Origin of the sequence: Bacillus coreaensis, assembly GCF_050586445.1 — a bacterium.
Lineage (GTDB): Bacteria > Bacillota > Bacilli > Bacillales > Cytobacillaceae > Robertmurraya_A > Robertmurraya_A coreaensis.
The window spans coordinates 18,193-34,031 of the sequence record NZ_JBOCCY010000005.1 but is presented as its reverse complement, the minus strand read 5'-3'; the positions used below and the strand labels follow the sequence as shown (position 1 = coordinate 34,031).

At 38.3% G+C, this 15,839-nt stretch carries 14 protein-coding genes and 1 riboswitch; of the genes, 1 reads left to right on the top strand and 13 read right to left on the bottom strand.

What is annotated here, in order from left to right; all coding sequences use genetic code 11:
* The first annotated feature begins 250 nt into the window (after positions 1 to 250).
* Complete coding sequence (locus ACQ5H4_RS09400; protein ID WP_430774690.1) at positions 251 to 703, top strand: YslB family protein; 453 nt, start codon at positions 251 to 253, stop codon at positions 701 to 703.
* Between the two features lie 71 nt (positions 704 to 774).
* Here the strand turns inward: ACQ5H4_RS09400 and ACQ5H4_RS09395 are convergent, their stop codons facing one another.
* The 13 genes from ACQ5H4_RS09395 to zapA form a co-directional block, all read right to left on the bottom strand.
* Complete coding sequence (locus ACQ5H4_RS09395) at positions 775 to 2,004, bottom strand: aspartate kinase (protein ID WP_430774945.1); 1,230 nt, start codon at positions 2,002 to 2,004, stop codon at positions 775 to 777.
* A 116-nt stretch (positions 2,005 to 2,120) separates the two neighbouring features.
* A riboswitch (Lysine riboswitch) is annotated at positions 2,121 to 2,301 on the bottom strand.
* Positions 2,302 to 2,365: 64 nt separating this feature from the next.
* Complete coding sequence (gene uvrC, locus ACQ5H4_RS09390) at positions 2,366 to 4,129, bottom strand: excinuclease ABC subunit UvrC (RefSeq protein WP_430774944.1); 1,764 nt, start codon at positions 4,127 to 4,129, stop codon at positions 2,366 to 2,368.
* A 127-nt stretch (positions 4,130 to 4,256) separates the two neighbouring features.
* Positions 4,257 to 4,571, bottom strand: coding sequence for a thioredoxin (trxA, locus tag ACQ5H4_RS09385; RefSeq protein WP_430774689.1), 315 nt, complete (start codon positions 4,569 to 4,571; stop codon positions 4,257 to 4,259).
* Positions 4,572 to 4,786: 215 nt separating this feature from the next.
* Complete coding sequence (locus ACQ5H4_RS09380; protein ID WP_430774687.1) at positions 4,787 to 5,764, bottom strand: electron transfer flavoprotein subunit alpha/FixB family protein; 978 nt, start codon at positions 5,762 to 5,764, stop codon at positions 4,787 to 4,789.
* 48 nt (positions 5,765 to 5,812) lie between these two features.
* Positions 5,813 to 6,586, bottom strand: a complete 774-nt coding sequence (locus tag ACQ5H4_RS09375; protein ID WP_430774686.1) for an electron transfer flavoprotein subunit beta/FixA family protein — start codon at positions 6,584 to 6,586, stop codon at positions 5,813 to 5,815.
* A gap of 100 nt (positions 6,587 to 6,686) precedes the next feature.
* Positions 6,687 to 7,460 carry an enoyl-CoA hydratase gene (locus ACQ5H4_RS09370; RefSeq protein ID WP_430774685.1) on the bottom strand — a complete coding sequence of 258 codons (774 nt, stop codon included), beginning with the start codon at positions 7,458 to 7,460 and terminating at the stop codon, positions 6,687 to 6,689.
* Between the two features lie 30 nt (positions 7,461 to 7,490).
* Positions 7,491 to 8,075, bottom strand: coding sequence for a fatty acid metabolism transcriptional regulator FadR (fadR, locus tag ACQ5H4_RS09365; RefSeq protein ID WP_430774684.1), 585 nt, complete (start codon positions 8,073 to 8,075; stop codon positions 7,491 to 7,493).
* 191 nt (positions 8,076 to 8,266) lie between these two features.
* Positions 8,267 to 9,970, bottom strand: a complete 1,704-nt coding sequence (locus tag ACQ5H4_RS09360; protein ID WP_430774683.1) for a long-chain-fatty-acid--CoA ligase — start codon at positions 9,968 to 9,970, stop codon at positions 8,267 to 8,269.
* A gap of 248 nt (positions 9,971 to 10,218) precedes the next feature.
* Entirely contained in the window at positions 10,219 to 10,626 is a 408-nt protein-coding gene (locus ACQ5H4_RS09355; RefSeq protein ID WP_430774682.1) for a DUF350 domain-containing protein, read from the bottom strand.
* 17 nt (positions 10,627 to 10,643) lie between these two features.
* Positions 10,644 to 12,998, bottom strand: a complete 2,355-nt coding sequence (locus ACQ5H4_RS09350) for an endonuclease MutS2 (protein WP_430774681.1) — start codon at positions 12,996 to 12,998, stop codon at positions 10,644 to 10,646.
* A 30-nt stretch (positions 12,999 to 13,028) separates the two neighbouring features.
* The gene (gene polX, locus ACQ5H4_RS09345) at positions 13,029 to 14,759 is read right to left on the bottom strand and encodes a DNA polymerase/3'-5' exonuclease PolX (RefSeq protein WP_430774680.1); all 1,731 of its coding nucleotides are present in this window, start codon (positions 14,757 to 14,759) and stop codon (positions 13,029 to 13,031) included.
* 183 nt (positions 14,760 to 14,942) lie between these two features.
* The gene (locus ACQ5H4_RS09340) at positions 14,943 to 15,470 is read right to left on the bottom strand and encodes a CvpA family protein (RefSeq protein WP_430774679.1); all 528 of its coding nucleotides are present in this window, start codon (positions 15,468 to 15,470) and stop codon (positions 14,943 to 14,945) included.
* Between the two features lie 14 nt (positions 15,471 to 15,484).
* Complete coding sequence (zapA, locus tag ACQ5H4_RS09335; protein WP_430774678.1) at positions 15,485 to 15,754, bottom strand: cell division protein ZapA; 270 nt, start codon at positions 15,752 to 15,754, stop codon at positions 15,485 to 15,487.
* Between the last annotated feature and the right edge of the window lie 85 nt (positions 15,755 to 15,839).

The following is a 15,839-nucleotide window of genomic DNA, read 5'->3' as shown; positions in this document are numbered from 1 at the left end:
TGACATGTTCATTTTACTCCCAACATGAAAGAGCGTCAAGAAAACGGATACATAAAATGCTCTATATATACAAAATATTTTTAATATATTGATATCACTATTAATGCTTATGTATAAACATCTTACAGCGCTTTCTTTTATATTGATATAACAATTAATGTAAAAATTTTTTAAATCAGTTTTTTTTGTTTTCATGCGTATTTCCCCGGAAAACGTATATAATAGAATAATAGAAAGTGGGGGACATGTTTTGAGTGAATTGAAATTAGAACAACCTATTTCGGCCACAGATCCTGCACTTGTTCCAGCCTTTGGATATGAATTACTAAGAGAAGTGCTTCTTCCAGACATTCTTGGAAGAGAAACAGCTTCTATTTTATACTGGGCAGGTAAGGCTTTAGCCAGAAAGTACCCTTTGCAGTCGGTCGAAGAAATTATTACTTTTTTCCAACAGGCAGGTTGGGGCACACTACAAATTAAATCTGAAAAAAAGAATGAGCTTGAGTTTGAATTATCGAGTGACTTAATCAAAAATCGCTTTAAAGAGCATCCAGACTGTCAATTCCAATTGGAAGCAGGATTCTTGGCTCAACAAATGGAAGAACAAAAACAGGTAATTACTGAAACCTATGAACACCCGAAGAAAAAGCTCGCTACGGTTTCCTTCACTGTACGTTGGGATAGAAAAGATTCTATTGAATAGTACTTAAAAAGCTTTCATATTTTTATGAAAGCTTTTTAGTTTGTCTCATTTTTTAACTTACCGCACTGCTTCTATGCTTTAACAGATTTTCCAGACAACTCAAATGCTTCATGAAGTGCTTCAACTGCTTTCAGCATCTGAGCTTCCTCTATCACTGTAGAAACCTTAATTTCAGAGGTACTTACCATCTTTACCTGAATCCCTCCTGCGGCTAGTACTTCAAACATTTCTGCTGCAACCCCAGGATTGGAAATCATCCCTGAACCAACAATCGATACTTTTGCAAGGTTTGGTTCTGCTTCTATACTTGCATATTTCAAGGAATCTTTATTAGCTTGTAGAACAGCCATAGTTTCTTCTAAATCTGTGCTCTTAATAGAAAAAGATAAGTTTGTCGTTGATTCATTCGTCATACTTTGAATAATAATATCAACGTTCAAATGATTTTTTGCTAAGATGGTGAAGATCGTTGACAGATTTGTTAATCCATTTGGAAGGCCTAAAACACTTACTCTCGTAATTTCATCTTCAAAAGCAACACCTCTTACAACTAAACTTTGTTCCATTGATACTTCCTCCTCAATTATCGTTCCATTTTCTCGCTCCATACTTGACCGTACTTCAAGTGGGACCGCATAATTTTTTGCATATTCAACGGCTCTTGGATGTAACACTCCCGCACCTAAGTTAGCTAACTCTAACATTTCATCATAAGAAACAGACTTAAGCTTTCTTGCCTCTTTCACATAACGTGGATCTGTTGTAAATACACCTGTTACATCGGTATAAATATCGCATTTATCAGCTTTTAATGCGGCTGCTAATGCCACTGCTGTTGTATCCGATCCACCTCGACCAAGAGTTGACACCGCTCCATCAATCGCAATTCCTTGAAAGCCGGCTACGACTACTATTTTCCCTTTATGTAGCTCAGTTTGAATTTTAGTTGTATTAATGTGTAAAATCCTAGCATTTCCATGAACTGCCTCTGTTTCAATTCCTGCTTGCCAACCAGTAAAGGATATTGCTTCATAGCCTTTTTCTATTAACACCATCGACAATAATGCGATCGTGACTTGCTCACCTGTCGTGAGAAGCATATCCATTTCACGTTTGCTTGGACGGCTTGAGATTTGATTTGCTAGACCCACTAATTCGTCTGTTGCTTTCCCCATTGCAGACACAACGACCACTACGTCGTTCCCTCGCATCTTTTCTTCAATTACTCGATCGGCTACATGCTTAATACGATCAACATTTCCTACCGATGTACCACCAAACTTTTGGACAACCAATCCCATATATACCCCTACTTTCTTTTCATCTCTTTCATGTGCCTTTTTTGAAAATACAAAAAAAGCCATGAGAGATATCTCATGGCTGCGTGAATGAACGTACAAAAATACGGACTTATACACAGTGAGATAGCTCTCCAAGACATACTGTCTTGACAATCCAGTATTTATTCAATACAGGACCAGCAGATACGGCAATTCAGAGACCTATCCACTTCGGCGAACATCCCCTTTCACAGCTTCTCATCGAATCTCAGTATTCTCAAAGCTGTTACTATTGGTGCTCGCACCTCTACCTTCACTTAACGATTAAGTGATTAATATAAAATTTTCCTAATTATAGCACAGCCTCCTAGTGACGACAATGCTATTCTTGTAATTTTTTCATTAACAGATCTACTGTATTTTGTGGAAGTCCAATAGATAAAAAGTCCTCTTTGTTTGCTTCCTTCATTTTTTTTACCGACCCAAAGGCTTTTAATAATTGTTTCTTCCTTTTCTCACCGATTCCCGGTACATCATCCAAAATCGACTGAAACACATTTTTCCCTCGAAGTTGCCTGTGAAACGTGATGGCAAAACGATGCACTTCGTCTTGAATTCTTTGAAGCAAATAAAATTCCTGGCTATTCCGTTCAAGCGGCACGACTGTTAATGGCTTCCCGTATAAAAGCTGTGAGGTTCTATGTTTATCATCTTTAACGAGCCCAGTTATCGGAATATCTAAACCAAGTTCATTTTCCAAAATATCTCTTACCGCTTCTACATGTCCCTTTCCACCATCTATCATAATTAGATCAGGAAGTGGGAGGTTTTCTTTAAGCACACGAGAATATCGGCGTCTTGTGACTTCCCTCATCGATTCATAATCATCAGGACCCTCAACAGACTTAATTTTGTATTTTCGATACTCTCTTTTTGCTGATTTCCCATCAATAAATACAACCATTGCCGATACTGGGTCTGTTCCTTGGATATTTGAGTTATCAAAAGCTTCAATTCGGTGAGGAGTATAAATTCCCAGTTGCTCTCCAAGTTGCTCGACTGCTTTAATCGTTCTCTCTTCATCTCGCTCCACGAGAGAGAATTTTTCTTTTAGAGCAATGCTTGCATTTTTTGTAGCTAACTCAACTAGGTCCTTCTTCTGTCCACGTTTCGGCTGCAATACCTTTGTTTGTAGAAGTTGTTCCGCTAATTCTAGATCTACTTCATCCCGTAAAAGTATCTCTTTTGGTTTAAAATGACTGGATTGATCGTAGAATTGACCTAAGAACGTTAAAAATTCTTCTTCTGCTTCTCCATAAATAGGGAACATGGAAATGTCTCTCTCAATGAGCTTGCCTTGGCGAACAAAAAATACTTGAACACACATCCACCCTTTATCAACCGAATAGCCGAACACATCTCGGTCAGTAAAATCAGTCGTTGTCATTTTTTGTTTTTCCATTGTTGCTTCTATATGGGCTATTTTATCGCGGAAATCCTTTGCTCTTTCGAAATCAAGCTCTTCTGCAGCAGCTTGCATCTTAAGTGTAAGGTCCTTTTTAATGTCCTTATAACCACCATTTAAAAACTTTGTAATTTCTTCTACAAGTTCTTTGTAGGTCGATTCTTTTACTTCCTTTACACAAGGAGCCAAACATTGTCCAAGATGATAATATAAGCATACTCTATCAGGCAATGTTGAGCATTTTCTCAAAGGATAGATTCGATCCAAAAGCTTTTTTGTTTCGTTCGCAGCAGACACATTCGGGTATGGACCAAAATATTTCCCTTTGTCCTTTTTGACCTTACGAGTTGTAATCAGGCGTGGATGCCTTTCTGCAGTTAACTTAATAAAAGGATATGTTTTATCGTCCTTTAACATCACATTGTACTTAGGATCATGTTTCTTTATTAAATTTAACTCGAGAATTAGTGCTTCAATATTGGACGATGTAACGATATATTCAAAATCCTCAATTTCAGAAACGAGCCTTTGCGTTTTTCCATCGTGAGATCCAGTAAAGTACGACCTGACACGATTTTTTAATACTTTCGCTTTACCAACATATATAATTGTCCCTTGCCGATCCTTCATCAAATAACATCCAGGTTGATCAGGTAATAAAGCAAGTTTATTTTTTATCATCTCATTCAAAAGGTACACCTCCAACTACAAAACACTCTGATTTTATTATAAAGTTTTTTTGAGGGGATATATAGTAGGAGCCCACTGGAAAAGAAAAAACCACTCAGGATCGAGTGGTTTACACATTTTATAGATGAGAGTTTAAGCGCTCTTCTAAAGCTTCCTTCGGTTGGAAGCCGACAACTTTATCAATTACTTCGCCATCTTTCATGATAAGAAGTGTTGGGATGCTCATAACTCCAAACTTTGCTGCAGTTTCTTGGTTTTCGTCAACATCGATTTTAACGATTTTGACTTTGTCTCCCATTTCTGAATCAAGCTCTTGAAGAACAGGAGCAATCATCTTACATGGACCACACCATGGAGCCCAAAAATCTGCAAGCACTAGGCCTGAACCAGTTTCTGTTGAAAAGTTTTGATCTGTTGCATTTGAAATAGCCATTTTCATGCCTCCTTAAGTATTGCTTCGAGAAATATGTCTCGATTGCTTTTAGTAGTAAAATACTAACGTCAGTATATCACCGTTTTTCAGTCGATGCTAATAATATGTCTTGCAGCTGTTTTCTTATGTAATTTGCCCATTTTATGAAACGATATTCTCTTGTCGAGACAGCATGAAAAAGGAAAGAGCGGCTCTTATAAACCGCTCATTGCCCGTTACGCATTGATTTTCATTTTTTTAAATTCCTCTGTTAAAAGTGGTACCACTTCAAACAGATCTCCGACAATTCCATAGTCAGCCACTTTAAAAATATTTGCTTCTGGGTCTTTATTAATAGCCACAATGACCTTTGAGTTAGACATTCCAGCTAAATGCTGAATCGCTCCAGAAATTCCGCAAGCAATATAAAGGTCCGGTGTCACAACTTTTCCTGTTTGACCAATTTGTAAGGAGTAATCACAGTACTCTGCGTCACATGCACCCCTTGAAGCTCCAACTGCTCCTCCAAGTACGGTAGCCAGTTCTTTTAAAGGCTCAAAGCCTTCTTCGCTCTTCACACCACGTCCACCCGCAATAACAACCTTTGCTTCTGATAAATCTACACCCTCACTAGCTTTTCGTACAACCTCTTTAATAATTGTACGTAAACCTTTTATATCGACAGATAATGAATTGACTTCTCCTGAAAGTGATTCATCCTTTTGAAGTGCAGCAATGTTATTCGGTCGGATGGTTGCAAAAATAACTCCGTCCGTCACAATCTTCTTTTCAAAAGCTTTACCAGAGTAGATTGGTCTAGTAAATACAACATTTCCACCAGCTACTTCAATAGCTGTTGCATCTGAGATTAATCCAGAATTCAGTTTCCCAGCAATTCTTGGAGATAGGTCCTTCCCTAATGCCGTATGTCCAAACACAAGTCCCTCTGGCTTTTCATCTTCAATCACGGCCAATAATGCTTGTGAAAAACCATCAGATGTATATTGAGCAAGATCGGCATGTTCAACCACTACCACACGGCTAGCTCCATGCTGAATTAACTCCTGTCCTAAAGCGCTTACACTTTCTCCAACTAAAACACCAACCACTTCTCCACCTTCGGCAATTGTCTTACCCGCAGACAATGCTTCAAAAGACACATTACGTAATGCTCCGTCTCTAACTTCCCCTAAAACCAACACTTTTCTAGCCATCAAGTTCCCCTCCTGCAAAATTTAATTCCGCTCGTATGAAAAGAATGATTACACTACCTTTGCTTCTGTATGAAGTAGAGTTACAAGCTCTTTAACTTGATCGTTCAAGTCACCCGTTAACACTTTACCAGCTTCTTTTTTAGGTGGTAGATAAATTTCAATTGTCTTCGTCTTAGCCTCAACATCGTCTTCTTCAAGGTCAAGATCGTCTAATTCTAACTGTTCTAACGGTTTTTTCTTCGCCTTCATAATTCCAGGTAAAGAAGGATATCTTGGTTCATTTAATCCTTGTTGTGCCGTTACTAATAGGGGAAGACAGGTCTCAATGACTTCTGAATCGCCTTCAACATCGCGAACTACCGTCGCTTTTGTCCCTTGTATATCAAGATTAGTAATAGTTGTTACATAAGGGATTTCAAGTAATTCTGCCACACGTGGGCCGACCTGACCTGAACCTCCATCAATAGCTACATTCCCTGCGATAATTAAATCAACTTCTTGATCTTTTAAGTATTGGGCAATGATTTTGGCTGTTGTATACTGGTCAGAAGCTTCAACATCATCTTCAATATTTACAAGTACCGCTTTATCTGCTCCCATTGCTAAAGCTGTCCGAAGCTGTTTCTCCGATTCTTCACTACCAACAGATATAACTGTTACTTCACCACCATGTGCATCACGAACTTGAATGGCTTCTTCAACTGCATATTCATCATACGGATTGATGATAAATTCGGCACCGTCCTCATTAATTCTTCCTCCAGCAATCGTTATTTTCTCCTCCGTATCAAACGTTCTCTTTAACAAAACATAGATATTCATAAGTTCCCCTCCTATATATCTAAACATTTAATTGGTTCTAAAAATTAAGAAAATTTATTTGAAAAATGAAGCCCACTTAGCAACTGCTGTGAGTTTATTGTCATTCCCCTGTAAACTTTGGCTCTCTTTTCTCGAGAAACGCCGATATTCCTTCCTGCCCGTCTTTAGATAGAAACACTTTTTCAAATAGCTCAACTTCTTTTTTAACCCCTGAATAAAACTCATTTGTTTTTCCATAATTAAGGAGTTCAATCGCAGCGCTAAGTGCTATAGGACTTTTCTTAGCAATCTTTTTGGCGATTTTGTATGATTTCTCTAATAGCTCTTCCTCAGCGAAGGCATGATTTGCTAGTCCGCATTGAACCGCTTCCACTCCCCTAATCGGCTCACTTGTAAATAACATTTCTGCTGCTTTAGCTGTTCCAACGTATTTTGGCAAACGTTGCGAACCTGCAAAACCAGGTACTAATCCAAGTTGAAGTTCCGGTAATCCCAGCTTTGTATTCTCTGTAACTAATCGAAAGTGACAGGCCATTGCCAGCTCAAGTCCCCCGCCTAAAGCAGCCCCATGGATTACCGCAATAATTGGTTTTGGATAGCGCTCCATTCGTTCAAACAAATCTTGACCAAGAGTGGAGAGATTGCCAAAATCCTCCCCGGTTGAAATAGTTGTAAACTCTTTAATATCTGCCCCTGCTGAGAAAAATCTTCCCTCCCCACGCAATACAATGACTCGGATATCTTGATAAAATTCGATTTCATCAAGAATATCCGATAGTTCTTTTAACACCTGAGATGATAACGCATTTGCTGGAGGACGTTCAATTTTAATTGTTGCAATGAACTCTTCATGAGACCAATGCAAAAAACCCATAAGTTCTCCCCCTCATTCATATAATAATGATTATCTCTTTCCACACCCATTAATTAAAAGTTTTTGGATCGGTTCTGCAAGTGCTGTTAAATCATACTTTTGTTCATTCATGACCCAGGTTGTCACTGTTTCATCCATTGTTCCAAAGATCATCTGTCTTGCCAGGCGAATTTCGAGATTTTCTGAAAATTCACCAGAATCTCTTCCCTCAATAAGTATATTGTCAACAACATGTAAATAACCTTTTAGTACTTCATTAATTTTTAAGCGAAGGTCTTTATTCGATTGTCGCAATTCTAGCTGTGTGACAATCGCTAAATGACGATCCTTTGATAGCATTTGGAAATGCATTTCAATCATAAGTAATAATTTTTCTGCTGCACTTTTCTTTCCCTCAAGCTTTTCCTCAATCTTTTCTATAAAAGCCCCCATTTTTTCTTGGAAAAGAGAAATGAGGATATCTTCTTTGTTTTTAAAATACAAATAAATGGTGCCATCAGCAACGCCTGCTTGTTTGGCAATTTTAGAAACTTGAGCTTGGTGATACCCATTCTCTGCTATCACAATGACAGCCGCATCAATAATCTGTCGATACTTTGGTTTGTCTTTCTTCAAAATCATTCCCCTCCTTTCAAGAAGGTTATGGCATTTATGAATGAATCATCATTCATAAATTTATAATAGTTTGTAAACGACATTCTGTCAAGAATTTCATATATATTTGCACTACTATCATGCCATAACTAAATGGACTGTACAAGCCTGCTTTCGCAAAAATAAACAGCCGACGAATCGGCTATGGAGAGTTAAGCCTGTTTCTGTTGATCGTCATCTCTTTTCTTTTTCTCTTCTTCAACTAATGCCCTTCTCAAAATTTTCCCCACTGCTGTTTTTGGAAGTTCTGGCCGAAATTCATACATTCTAGGAACCTTATAGGCGGCAAGATGTTTTCTCGCAAAAGCATTCAGCTCTTCCTCAGTAGTAGTAGCACTTTCCTTTAATACAATATATGCCTTTACTGTCTCCCCCCTATATGGGTCTGGAACTCCAGCAACAACAACCTCTTGCACACTAGGATGCTCATACATGACTTCTTCTATTTCTCTTGGATATATATTAAATCCGCCCGCGATAATCATGTCCTTTTTACGGTCAACAACAAAGAAATAGCCTTCTTCATTCATATACCCTAAATCTCCTGTAAGAAGCCAGCCATCTCTTAACACCTGTTCGGTCTCTTCAGGCTTGTTCCAGTATCCCTTCATGACTTGTGGTCCCTTTACAGCAATTTCACCTATTTCACCAGGTGGTAAGGCCTCTCCGGTTTCAAAGGATAATATAACCGCATCTGTATCTGGCCAGGGCACCCCAATACTTCCTTTTATTCTCGGACGGTCCCATAAAAAATTTGAATGAGTCACTGGAGAAGATTCTGTCAACCCATAGCCTTCCACTAACTTTCCACCCGTTATTTCCTCAAATTTCTCCTGTACCTCTACTGGAAGAGGAGCGGAGCCTGAGATACATGAATCGATGGAAGAAAGGTCATATTTAGAAAGGTCTGGGTGATTTAACAAACCGATATAGATGGTCGGAGCTCCTGGAAATAAAGTTGGCCGTTGTTTCTCGATCGTCTTTAATGTTTGTTCCGGATCAAACTTTGGAAGCAATACCATTTTTTGTCCTTGCATGACGGAAAGAATCATGACAGCAGTCATGCCATACACATGGAAAAATGGAATAATGGCTAGGATGATTTCTTCTCCTCGTCTGCATTTGTATAACCAAGCGTTACTCATCGCTGCATTCGAAACAAGGTTCCTATGGGTAAGCATGACTCCCTTTGGAGCTCCGGTCGTTCCACCGGTGTATTGAATAATAGCAAGGTCCTCGTCAAAATCGACTAAAAAGCTTTTTAGCTCTTGATTGGACTGCTTAATAATTTCTGTTAATAAGTGATGACATCCTTCATGCTTAACAGACACGGTAATTCCATATTGTTTCTTTTGGATAAATGGATAAATGAGATTTTTTGGGAAGGGTAAGTAATCCTTGATAGCGGTTACAATTATGTGTTCCAACTTAGTTTGTGAGAATACTTTGCTAACACGTGGAAATAAAATATCTAATGTGACAATGGCTTTTGCCCCAGAATCCTTCATTTGATATTCAATTTCTCTTTCTGTGTACAATGGGTTTGTCGGTACCACAACACCTCCAGCTAATAAAATTCCGTAATACGAAATAACAGCTTGAGGGCAATTTGGGAGCATGATTGCAACTCGGTCACCTTTTTCTAACCCGAGCTTTTGTAAATATGAAGCTAACTTGCAGGCATGTTCATGTAACGTTTCATAGCTCATTTCCTTGCCCATAAAATGAATTGCCATTTTATTCGGAAACTCCTTTGCTGCGTTCGTTAAATAGGTTTGAACAGGTTCTGACTTGTACGTTAAGGTAGCCGGTATTTCCTCTGGGTAATTAGCGAGCCACGGCCTATGTTCACTCATTCTCCATCCCTCCTATAAAGAAACTGTATAGAAATTTCTGATTACTCACTCTAATTATAATATAGTGAATTATATGTGACAATTTAAATTCTCCTACAATATGTTTATGGACGTACAAAGTTGTCCTACAACAAAAAAATCGCCTGTTAAAGGCGATTTTAAAAGATCAGATAAAAAATTCCTATAAACACAAAGATTCCACAAAGGATGAGAAGGATTTTTGCTAGCTTTTCCATTTACGTACTCCTTTAAGATATACCTGCCCCAATTACATACGATAATCCAACGGATATAACCATTGAAATTAACCCAACAGCTCGGTTGTCATTCTGAATTTCTTCATCAATTTTAAATTTTGGTGTTAAAAACTCAAAAATAAAATAAGCTACCAGTAGTAAAAAGAAACCAAATACTCCCCAACCAATCATGGTTATGAGAGAGTCATGCTGCTCAATTGAATGCCTAAAAATATTGGCAATTCCAAAGATTTTACCACCGGTCGCCATAGCAACGGCAACATTTCCATTTTGAATTTCTTCCCAATTTCGATATTTCGTTACAAGTTCAAAAATGGCTAGAAACAAGATCATACATAAAATAACGACACTGCAATATGCGGCTATATGAACATATTCATTCTCCCAGAAACCGTTCAACTTCCTCTTCCTCCTACTTACTTGAACTCAACGACTGTTACACCAGAACCGCCTTCACCAGCCTCACCAAAGCGAATTTTTTTCACAGAACGATGATTTTTCAAGTACTCTTGTACACCCTGCCTTAATGCTCCTGTGCCCTTTCCATGAATGATCGACACTCTTGGATAATTAGATAATAAAGCATCATCGATGTATTTTTCTACTCTTAACAGAGCATCCTCATAGCGTTCCCCTCGGAGATCTAGCTCTATAGAAACGTTTGAATCTCTTCCCTGTATCGTTGTCACATGTTTGTGTACCTTAGGTTTTTCCGATTGGATAAACTCCAAATCCTTTTCTTGGACCTTCATTTTCAGAATACCTATTTGAACTTGCCACTCATTGTCAGATACCTTTTCAACTAAATGTCCCTTTTGGTCAAATGTTAATACCTTTACTTCATCACCAACATGGAATTTATGTTTCTGTTTTCGTGACTCATTATTCAATGATTTCTCAGAAACAGGTACTGCTTCATTTAGTCTCTTTTTGGCATCAATTAATTCATGTTCTTTGATATCAGCTTTTTTCTCGATTCGCATTCGACGGAGCTCTCGAATAACTTCTTCCGCTTCTTGTTTCGCCTTTTCAATAATTGCTTGCGCCTCACGCTCGGCTGTTTCACGTAATATGTCTTTTTCTTTATAATACGAAACAATCTCTTCTTGAAGGTCCTTATGAAGCTTTTCAGCCTGCCTTAATGTGTCATGTGCCTCTTCTAACTCATTTTCAGCTTGTTTTTTGCTTGCCTCAAGCGCTGCAATCATTTGATCGACTTCGTTACTCTCCGAGCTAACATGTGATCGTGCCATATCAATGACTTTTTCTTTTAACCCAAGGCGTTTGGAAATTTCAAACGCATTGCTTCGACCCGGAACCCCAATTAGAAGCTTATACGTTGGACTTAATGTTTCAATATCAAACTCAACACTTGCGTTTATTACCCCTTCCCGGTTATAACCATATGCCTTTAATTCCGGATAATGGGTTGTCGCAACCACTCTTGCCCCTGTTTTATAGACAGAGTCTAATATGGAAATAGCAAGCGCAGCTCCTTCTTGTGGATCTGTACCTGCACCTAGCTCGTCAAATAAAACAAGACTATCAAAGCTTACATCATTTAATATGTCTACGATATTTACCATATGAGAAGAAAAAGTACTTAGACTTTGCTCGATCGACTGTTCATCACCAATATCTGCGAACACTTGACCAAAGACAGCCATTTCTGATCCATCAAGGGCAGGTATTTGTAGCCCAGCCTGAGCCATTAAAGTACATAAACCGACGGTCTTTAGTGTAACCGTCTTTCCCCCTGTATTAGGTCCAGTTATAACGATTGTGGAATAAGTCTTACCAAGTAAAATATCATTTGGAACCACTTCATCCATGGCAATCAAGGGATGTCTTGCTTTAAACAAGGAGATGATTCCTTCGTTATTCATTTTTGGTTTAGAACCCTTTATTCTATTACTATACCTTGCCTTCGCAAACATAAAGTCTAGGTCTGTTAATACCCCTACAATTGTACTTAACTCATTCTCAAACATTCCAACTTTTCCGGATAATTCAACCAAAATACGTTCTATTTCCTGCTTTTCCTTGACACGAATATCTTGCACATCGTTGTTTAATTGCACGATTGTTTGCGGTTCGATGAACAGGGTTTGACCTGAGGAACTTTGATCGTGAATAATTCCTCCATAGTGTCCTCGATATTCTTGTTTAACAGGTATAACAAACCGGTCATTTCGAATCGTGATAATTGCGTCTGAAAGCATTTTAGCCGCATTGGAAGACCGAATCATTGATTCAAGTCTTTCGCGAACCCTTGCTTCTTTTGTTCGAAGCTGACTTCTAAGCGATCGTAACGTTTCACTAGCGGTATCAAGTACTTCACCACTCTCATCGATTGCCATTCGAATGGGCTCTTCTAGTTCTGCGAGCACAATGATGTTACTTGCATATTCATCTAAAATAGGAATCTCTATTCCTTGTTCAACCATATCTTCTATAAAGCGACGCATCATCCTGCTCGCATGGATTGTACTAGCTACTTGTACAAGTTCAAGTGGACTTAGTACTCCACCGATTGCGGAGCGTCTTATTTGCATTCTAATATCATAAATTCCTGTGAGAGGTACATTGCCTTTTAATCGAAGAACCTTTGCTGCTTCATCCGTTTCTTCCTGGCTACGCACCACCTCCTCGAAATCAGTCGAAGGAACAAGCGCCTTTACTTTGTCTTTTCCTAAGCTTGAAGAAGCATGTTCAAATAACTGCTCTTTGACTTTTGTAAATTCCAATACCTTTAAAACTCTTTCTTGCATGGAGTGTGCCTCCTATTTTCAAAATAAGGTCTATCTTCTCTCTTCTTTTCGCCTTTTTAGTAGTTCAAGAAATTCTTCCTTAGCCAAAGAATTGATAACGGATTGTTTTTGAACCCATCCTTTTTTCGCTGCAGATACTCCCGTGTCCATATGAGCTAATGTTTCAACCATATGAGCATCAGTATTTATTAAAAGCTTTACACCTGCTTCTTGGGCCATTCGTACATGCTCTGAGGAAAGATCGAGTCGATTTGGATTCGCATTCAATTCTAGCCAAGTATTTGTTTCTTTTGCTAATTCAATCAACTGCTCAATATCTACTGAATATCCATCGCGCTTTCCAATCTTTCTCCCCGTCGGATGTGCAATCATATGTACATGTTTATTTCTCAAAGCTGTTTTAAGACGGTTCATTATCTTATCCTGTGGCTGTGAAAAAGAGGAATGAATAGATGCAATAACAAAATCCATTTGTTCTAGAACTTCATCTTCATAGTCAAGGGAACCATCAGGTAAAATATCCATCTCAACACCTGCTAAAATCGTAATATCATCATATTTACGATTTAATTGATCAATTTCTTGACGTTGTTTTCGCAAGCGCTCGACCGTTAGACCATTGGCCACTTTTAAATATTGTGAGTGGTCAGTAATGGCCATATATTCATATCCTTTTGCACGACAAGCTTCTACCATTTGCTCAATAGAATGTGATCCATCGCTCCATGTCGAGTGCATATGTAGATCCCCTTTTATATGGTCAAGAGCAATAATCTCAAGCTCTTCTTTATAATGTTCCACTTCAGTGCCATCCTCACGCATTTCGGGTGGGATAAAAGGCAAACCAAAGTGAGCAAAAAACTCCTTTTCACTATGAAACGTTACAATTTCCCCGGTTTCGATATGTTCCACACCGTATTCGCTTATTTTTTCACCACGTTCCTTGGCTAATTGACGCATCCTTACGTTATGATCCTTTGAGCCCGTGAAATGGTGTAAAGTCGTGGTAAATTCCTCATCCTTTACCAGACGAAAATCAATCGAAACGTCAAACTCCAATTCAAGGATAACAGAAACCTTTGTATCTCCTTTGGAGACAACTTCTTTTATTTGCTCCATCGAGAGCAGCTGCTCCTTCACTAATTGAGGATCAACCGTTGAGATAATGAAGTCTAAATCCTTAATCGTTTCCTTCATTCTTCTTATACTACCTGCTCTTGAAAAGCGAATCACTCCTTCCATTTCGGAAAGAGTCAGCTCAATCTTCCGTGCAACTGGTAGCATATAGGCAAGAGGTTTTCGATCTGGCTTGGAACCAAAATCGTTGATTGATTGAAGAATTTTCTCCTCTGTCTTCCCTCCAAATCCAGTAAGTTCTCTCACCTTTTTGTCCACGCATGCCTGCTTTAACTCGTGTACATTCGTTATTGATAGTTCTTTGTATAGCTTGGCAATCTTTTTCCCGCCAAGGCCAGGTAGTTGTAGAAGGGGGATTAATCCCTTTGGTACTTCATCCTGAAGTTCTTTTAGTACAGAGGATTGACCCTCTTGGATAAATTCTGTAATAACAGCAGCTGTCCCCTTGCCAATACCTGAAATGGTCGTAAAATCATTGATCTGTGATAAATCCTGCTCGTTTATTTCAAGGCTATTTGCAGCTTTCCTAAAAGCAGACACTTTAAAAGTATTTTCACCTTTTAATTCCATATAGGTAGCGATCGTCTCAAGTAAACGAATCACTTCTTTTTTTTGTATTGCCACACTATCCACCTACTTTCGCTATATCCCATTATGAATGATTGACTTCGATTTCACCAATAATTTAGTATGTTTTGAAACCCTACTATGTATTATGTACGTATTGACATCCAAAAAAGTTTTGAATAATAAACAAAATAAAACTTCTCTTAAAAAGAGAAGTAGTTAGATAATATCCTGTTTAAATTATCCCCAAAGCTCTTTCACAAGATTAGACAAATAGGGGGTATTTTCAACTATTCCCTTTGCCAACGAAGAGCTAGCTAAAGGAGATTGCACGGCTTCAATTGGTAAAAGTGCTGCTATGTATAAAATAATAAACAAAAGTAAATATACCTCTAAAAATCCAAGTATCCCTCCAGCCCAACGGTTAAAGGTCTTTAAAATTGGTAGATTGGAAACAAAATCTAGCATACTTCCAATTATTTGTAGAACAATCTTAGTTGCTACGAAAATCGCAACAAACGCAATTCCTCGGTAGTATGCATCCTCCATATTTCCTTCTGAGAAAATCAGTTGTAAATTTGATGCATCACCGAAGCTTGGATACGGAATCCAAAGGGTTAATTTGGGTGCAAGGTCGGAATAATAGACCTTTGCTACAATAAATGCAATAATGAAGCCAGTAAGATGAATAAATTGTAGGATAAACCCTCTACGAAGCCCAACAAGTAATCCTATTAATAATATAATGACAATGGCAAGATTTAGCATATTCGTTCAATCCTTTACTTCTTTAGTTCTCTTTCTAAGCGCTCAAGTTGATCCTTTATTTTCAGATAATCATTTACAGCATTCACTGCTGTAAGAACGGCAAGTTTGGTACTATCAAGTGAGGGATTCTTCTGACCAATTTCGCGCATTTTATTATTTACCATAGAGGCAACTAATCGAACATGTTCAACACTTTCGTTCCCTACAATTACATACTGTTGCCCGTATATTTCAACCGTTGTGCGCTTTTTTTCTGCTTCAGACACAGCATTGCCCCCATTCATAAGAATCCTACACTATATCATAACATGAATATTATTTGGCTGGGAAGTTAAGAATGTCAAAATCAGACGTATGAAGGAAAAATAT

Excerpts from the sequence above, each read along its gene's own strand:
- zapA (WP_430774678.1), bottom strand. The coding sequence starts at position 15,754 with ATGAATGGGGGCAATGCTGTGTCTGAAGCAGAAAAAAAGCGCACAACG.
- ACQ5H4_RS09340 (WP_430774679.1), bottom strand. The coding sequence starts at position 15,470 with ATGCTAAATCTTGCCATTGTCATTATATTATTAATAGGATTACTTGTT.
- ACQ5H4_RS09380 (WP_430774687.1), bottom strand. The coding sequence starts at position 5,764 with ATGGCTAGAAAAGTGTTGGTTTTAGGGGAAGTTAGAGACGGAGCATTA.
- ACQ5H4_RS09350 (WP_430774681.1), bottom strand. The coding sequence starts at position 12,998 with ATGCAAGAAAGAGTTTTAAAGGTATTGGAATTTACAAAAGTCAAAGAG.
- ACQ5H4_RS09395 (WP_430774945.1), bottom strand. The coding sequence starts at position 2,004 with ATGGGATTGGTTGTCCAAAAGTTTGGTGGTACATCGGTAGGAAATGTT.
- ACQ5H4_RS09360 (WP_430774683.1), bottom strand. The coding sequence starts at position 9,970 with ATGAGTGAACATAGGCCGTGGCTCGCTAATTACCCAGAGGAAATACCG.
- trxA (WP_430774689.1), bottom strand. The coding sequence starts at position 4,571 with ATGGCTATTTCAAATGCAACAGATCAAAACTTTTCAACAGAAACTGGT.
- uvrC (WP_430774944.1), bottom strand. The coding sequence starts at position 4,129 with ATGATAAAAAATAAACTTGCTTTATTACCTGATCAACCTGGATGTTAT.
- ACQ5H4_RS09375 (WP_430774686.1), bottom strand. The coding sequence starts at position 6,586 with ATGAATATCTATGTTTTGTTAAAGAGAACGTTTGATACGGAGGAGAAA.
- ACQ5H4_RS09370 (WP_430774685.1), bottom strand. The coding sequence starts at position 7,460 with ATGGGTTTTTTGCATTGGTCTCATGAAGAGTTCATTGCAACAATTAAA.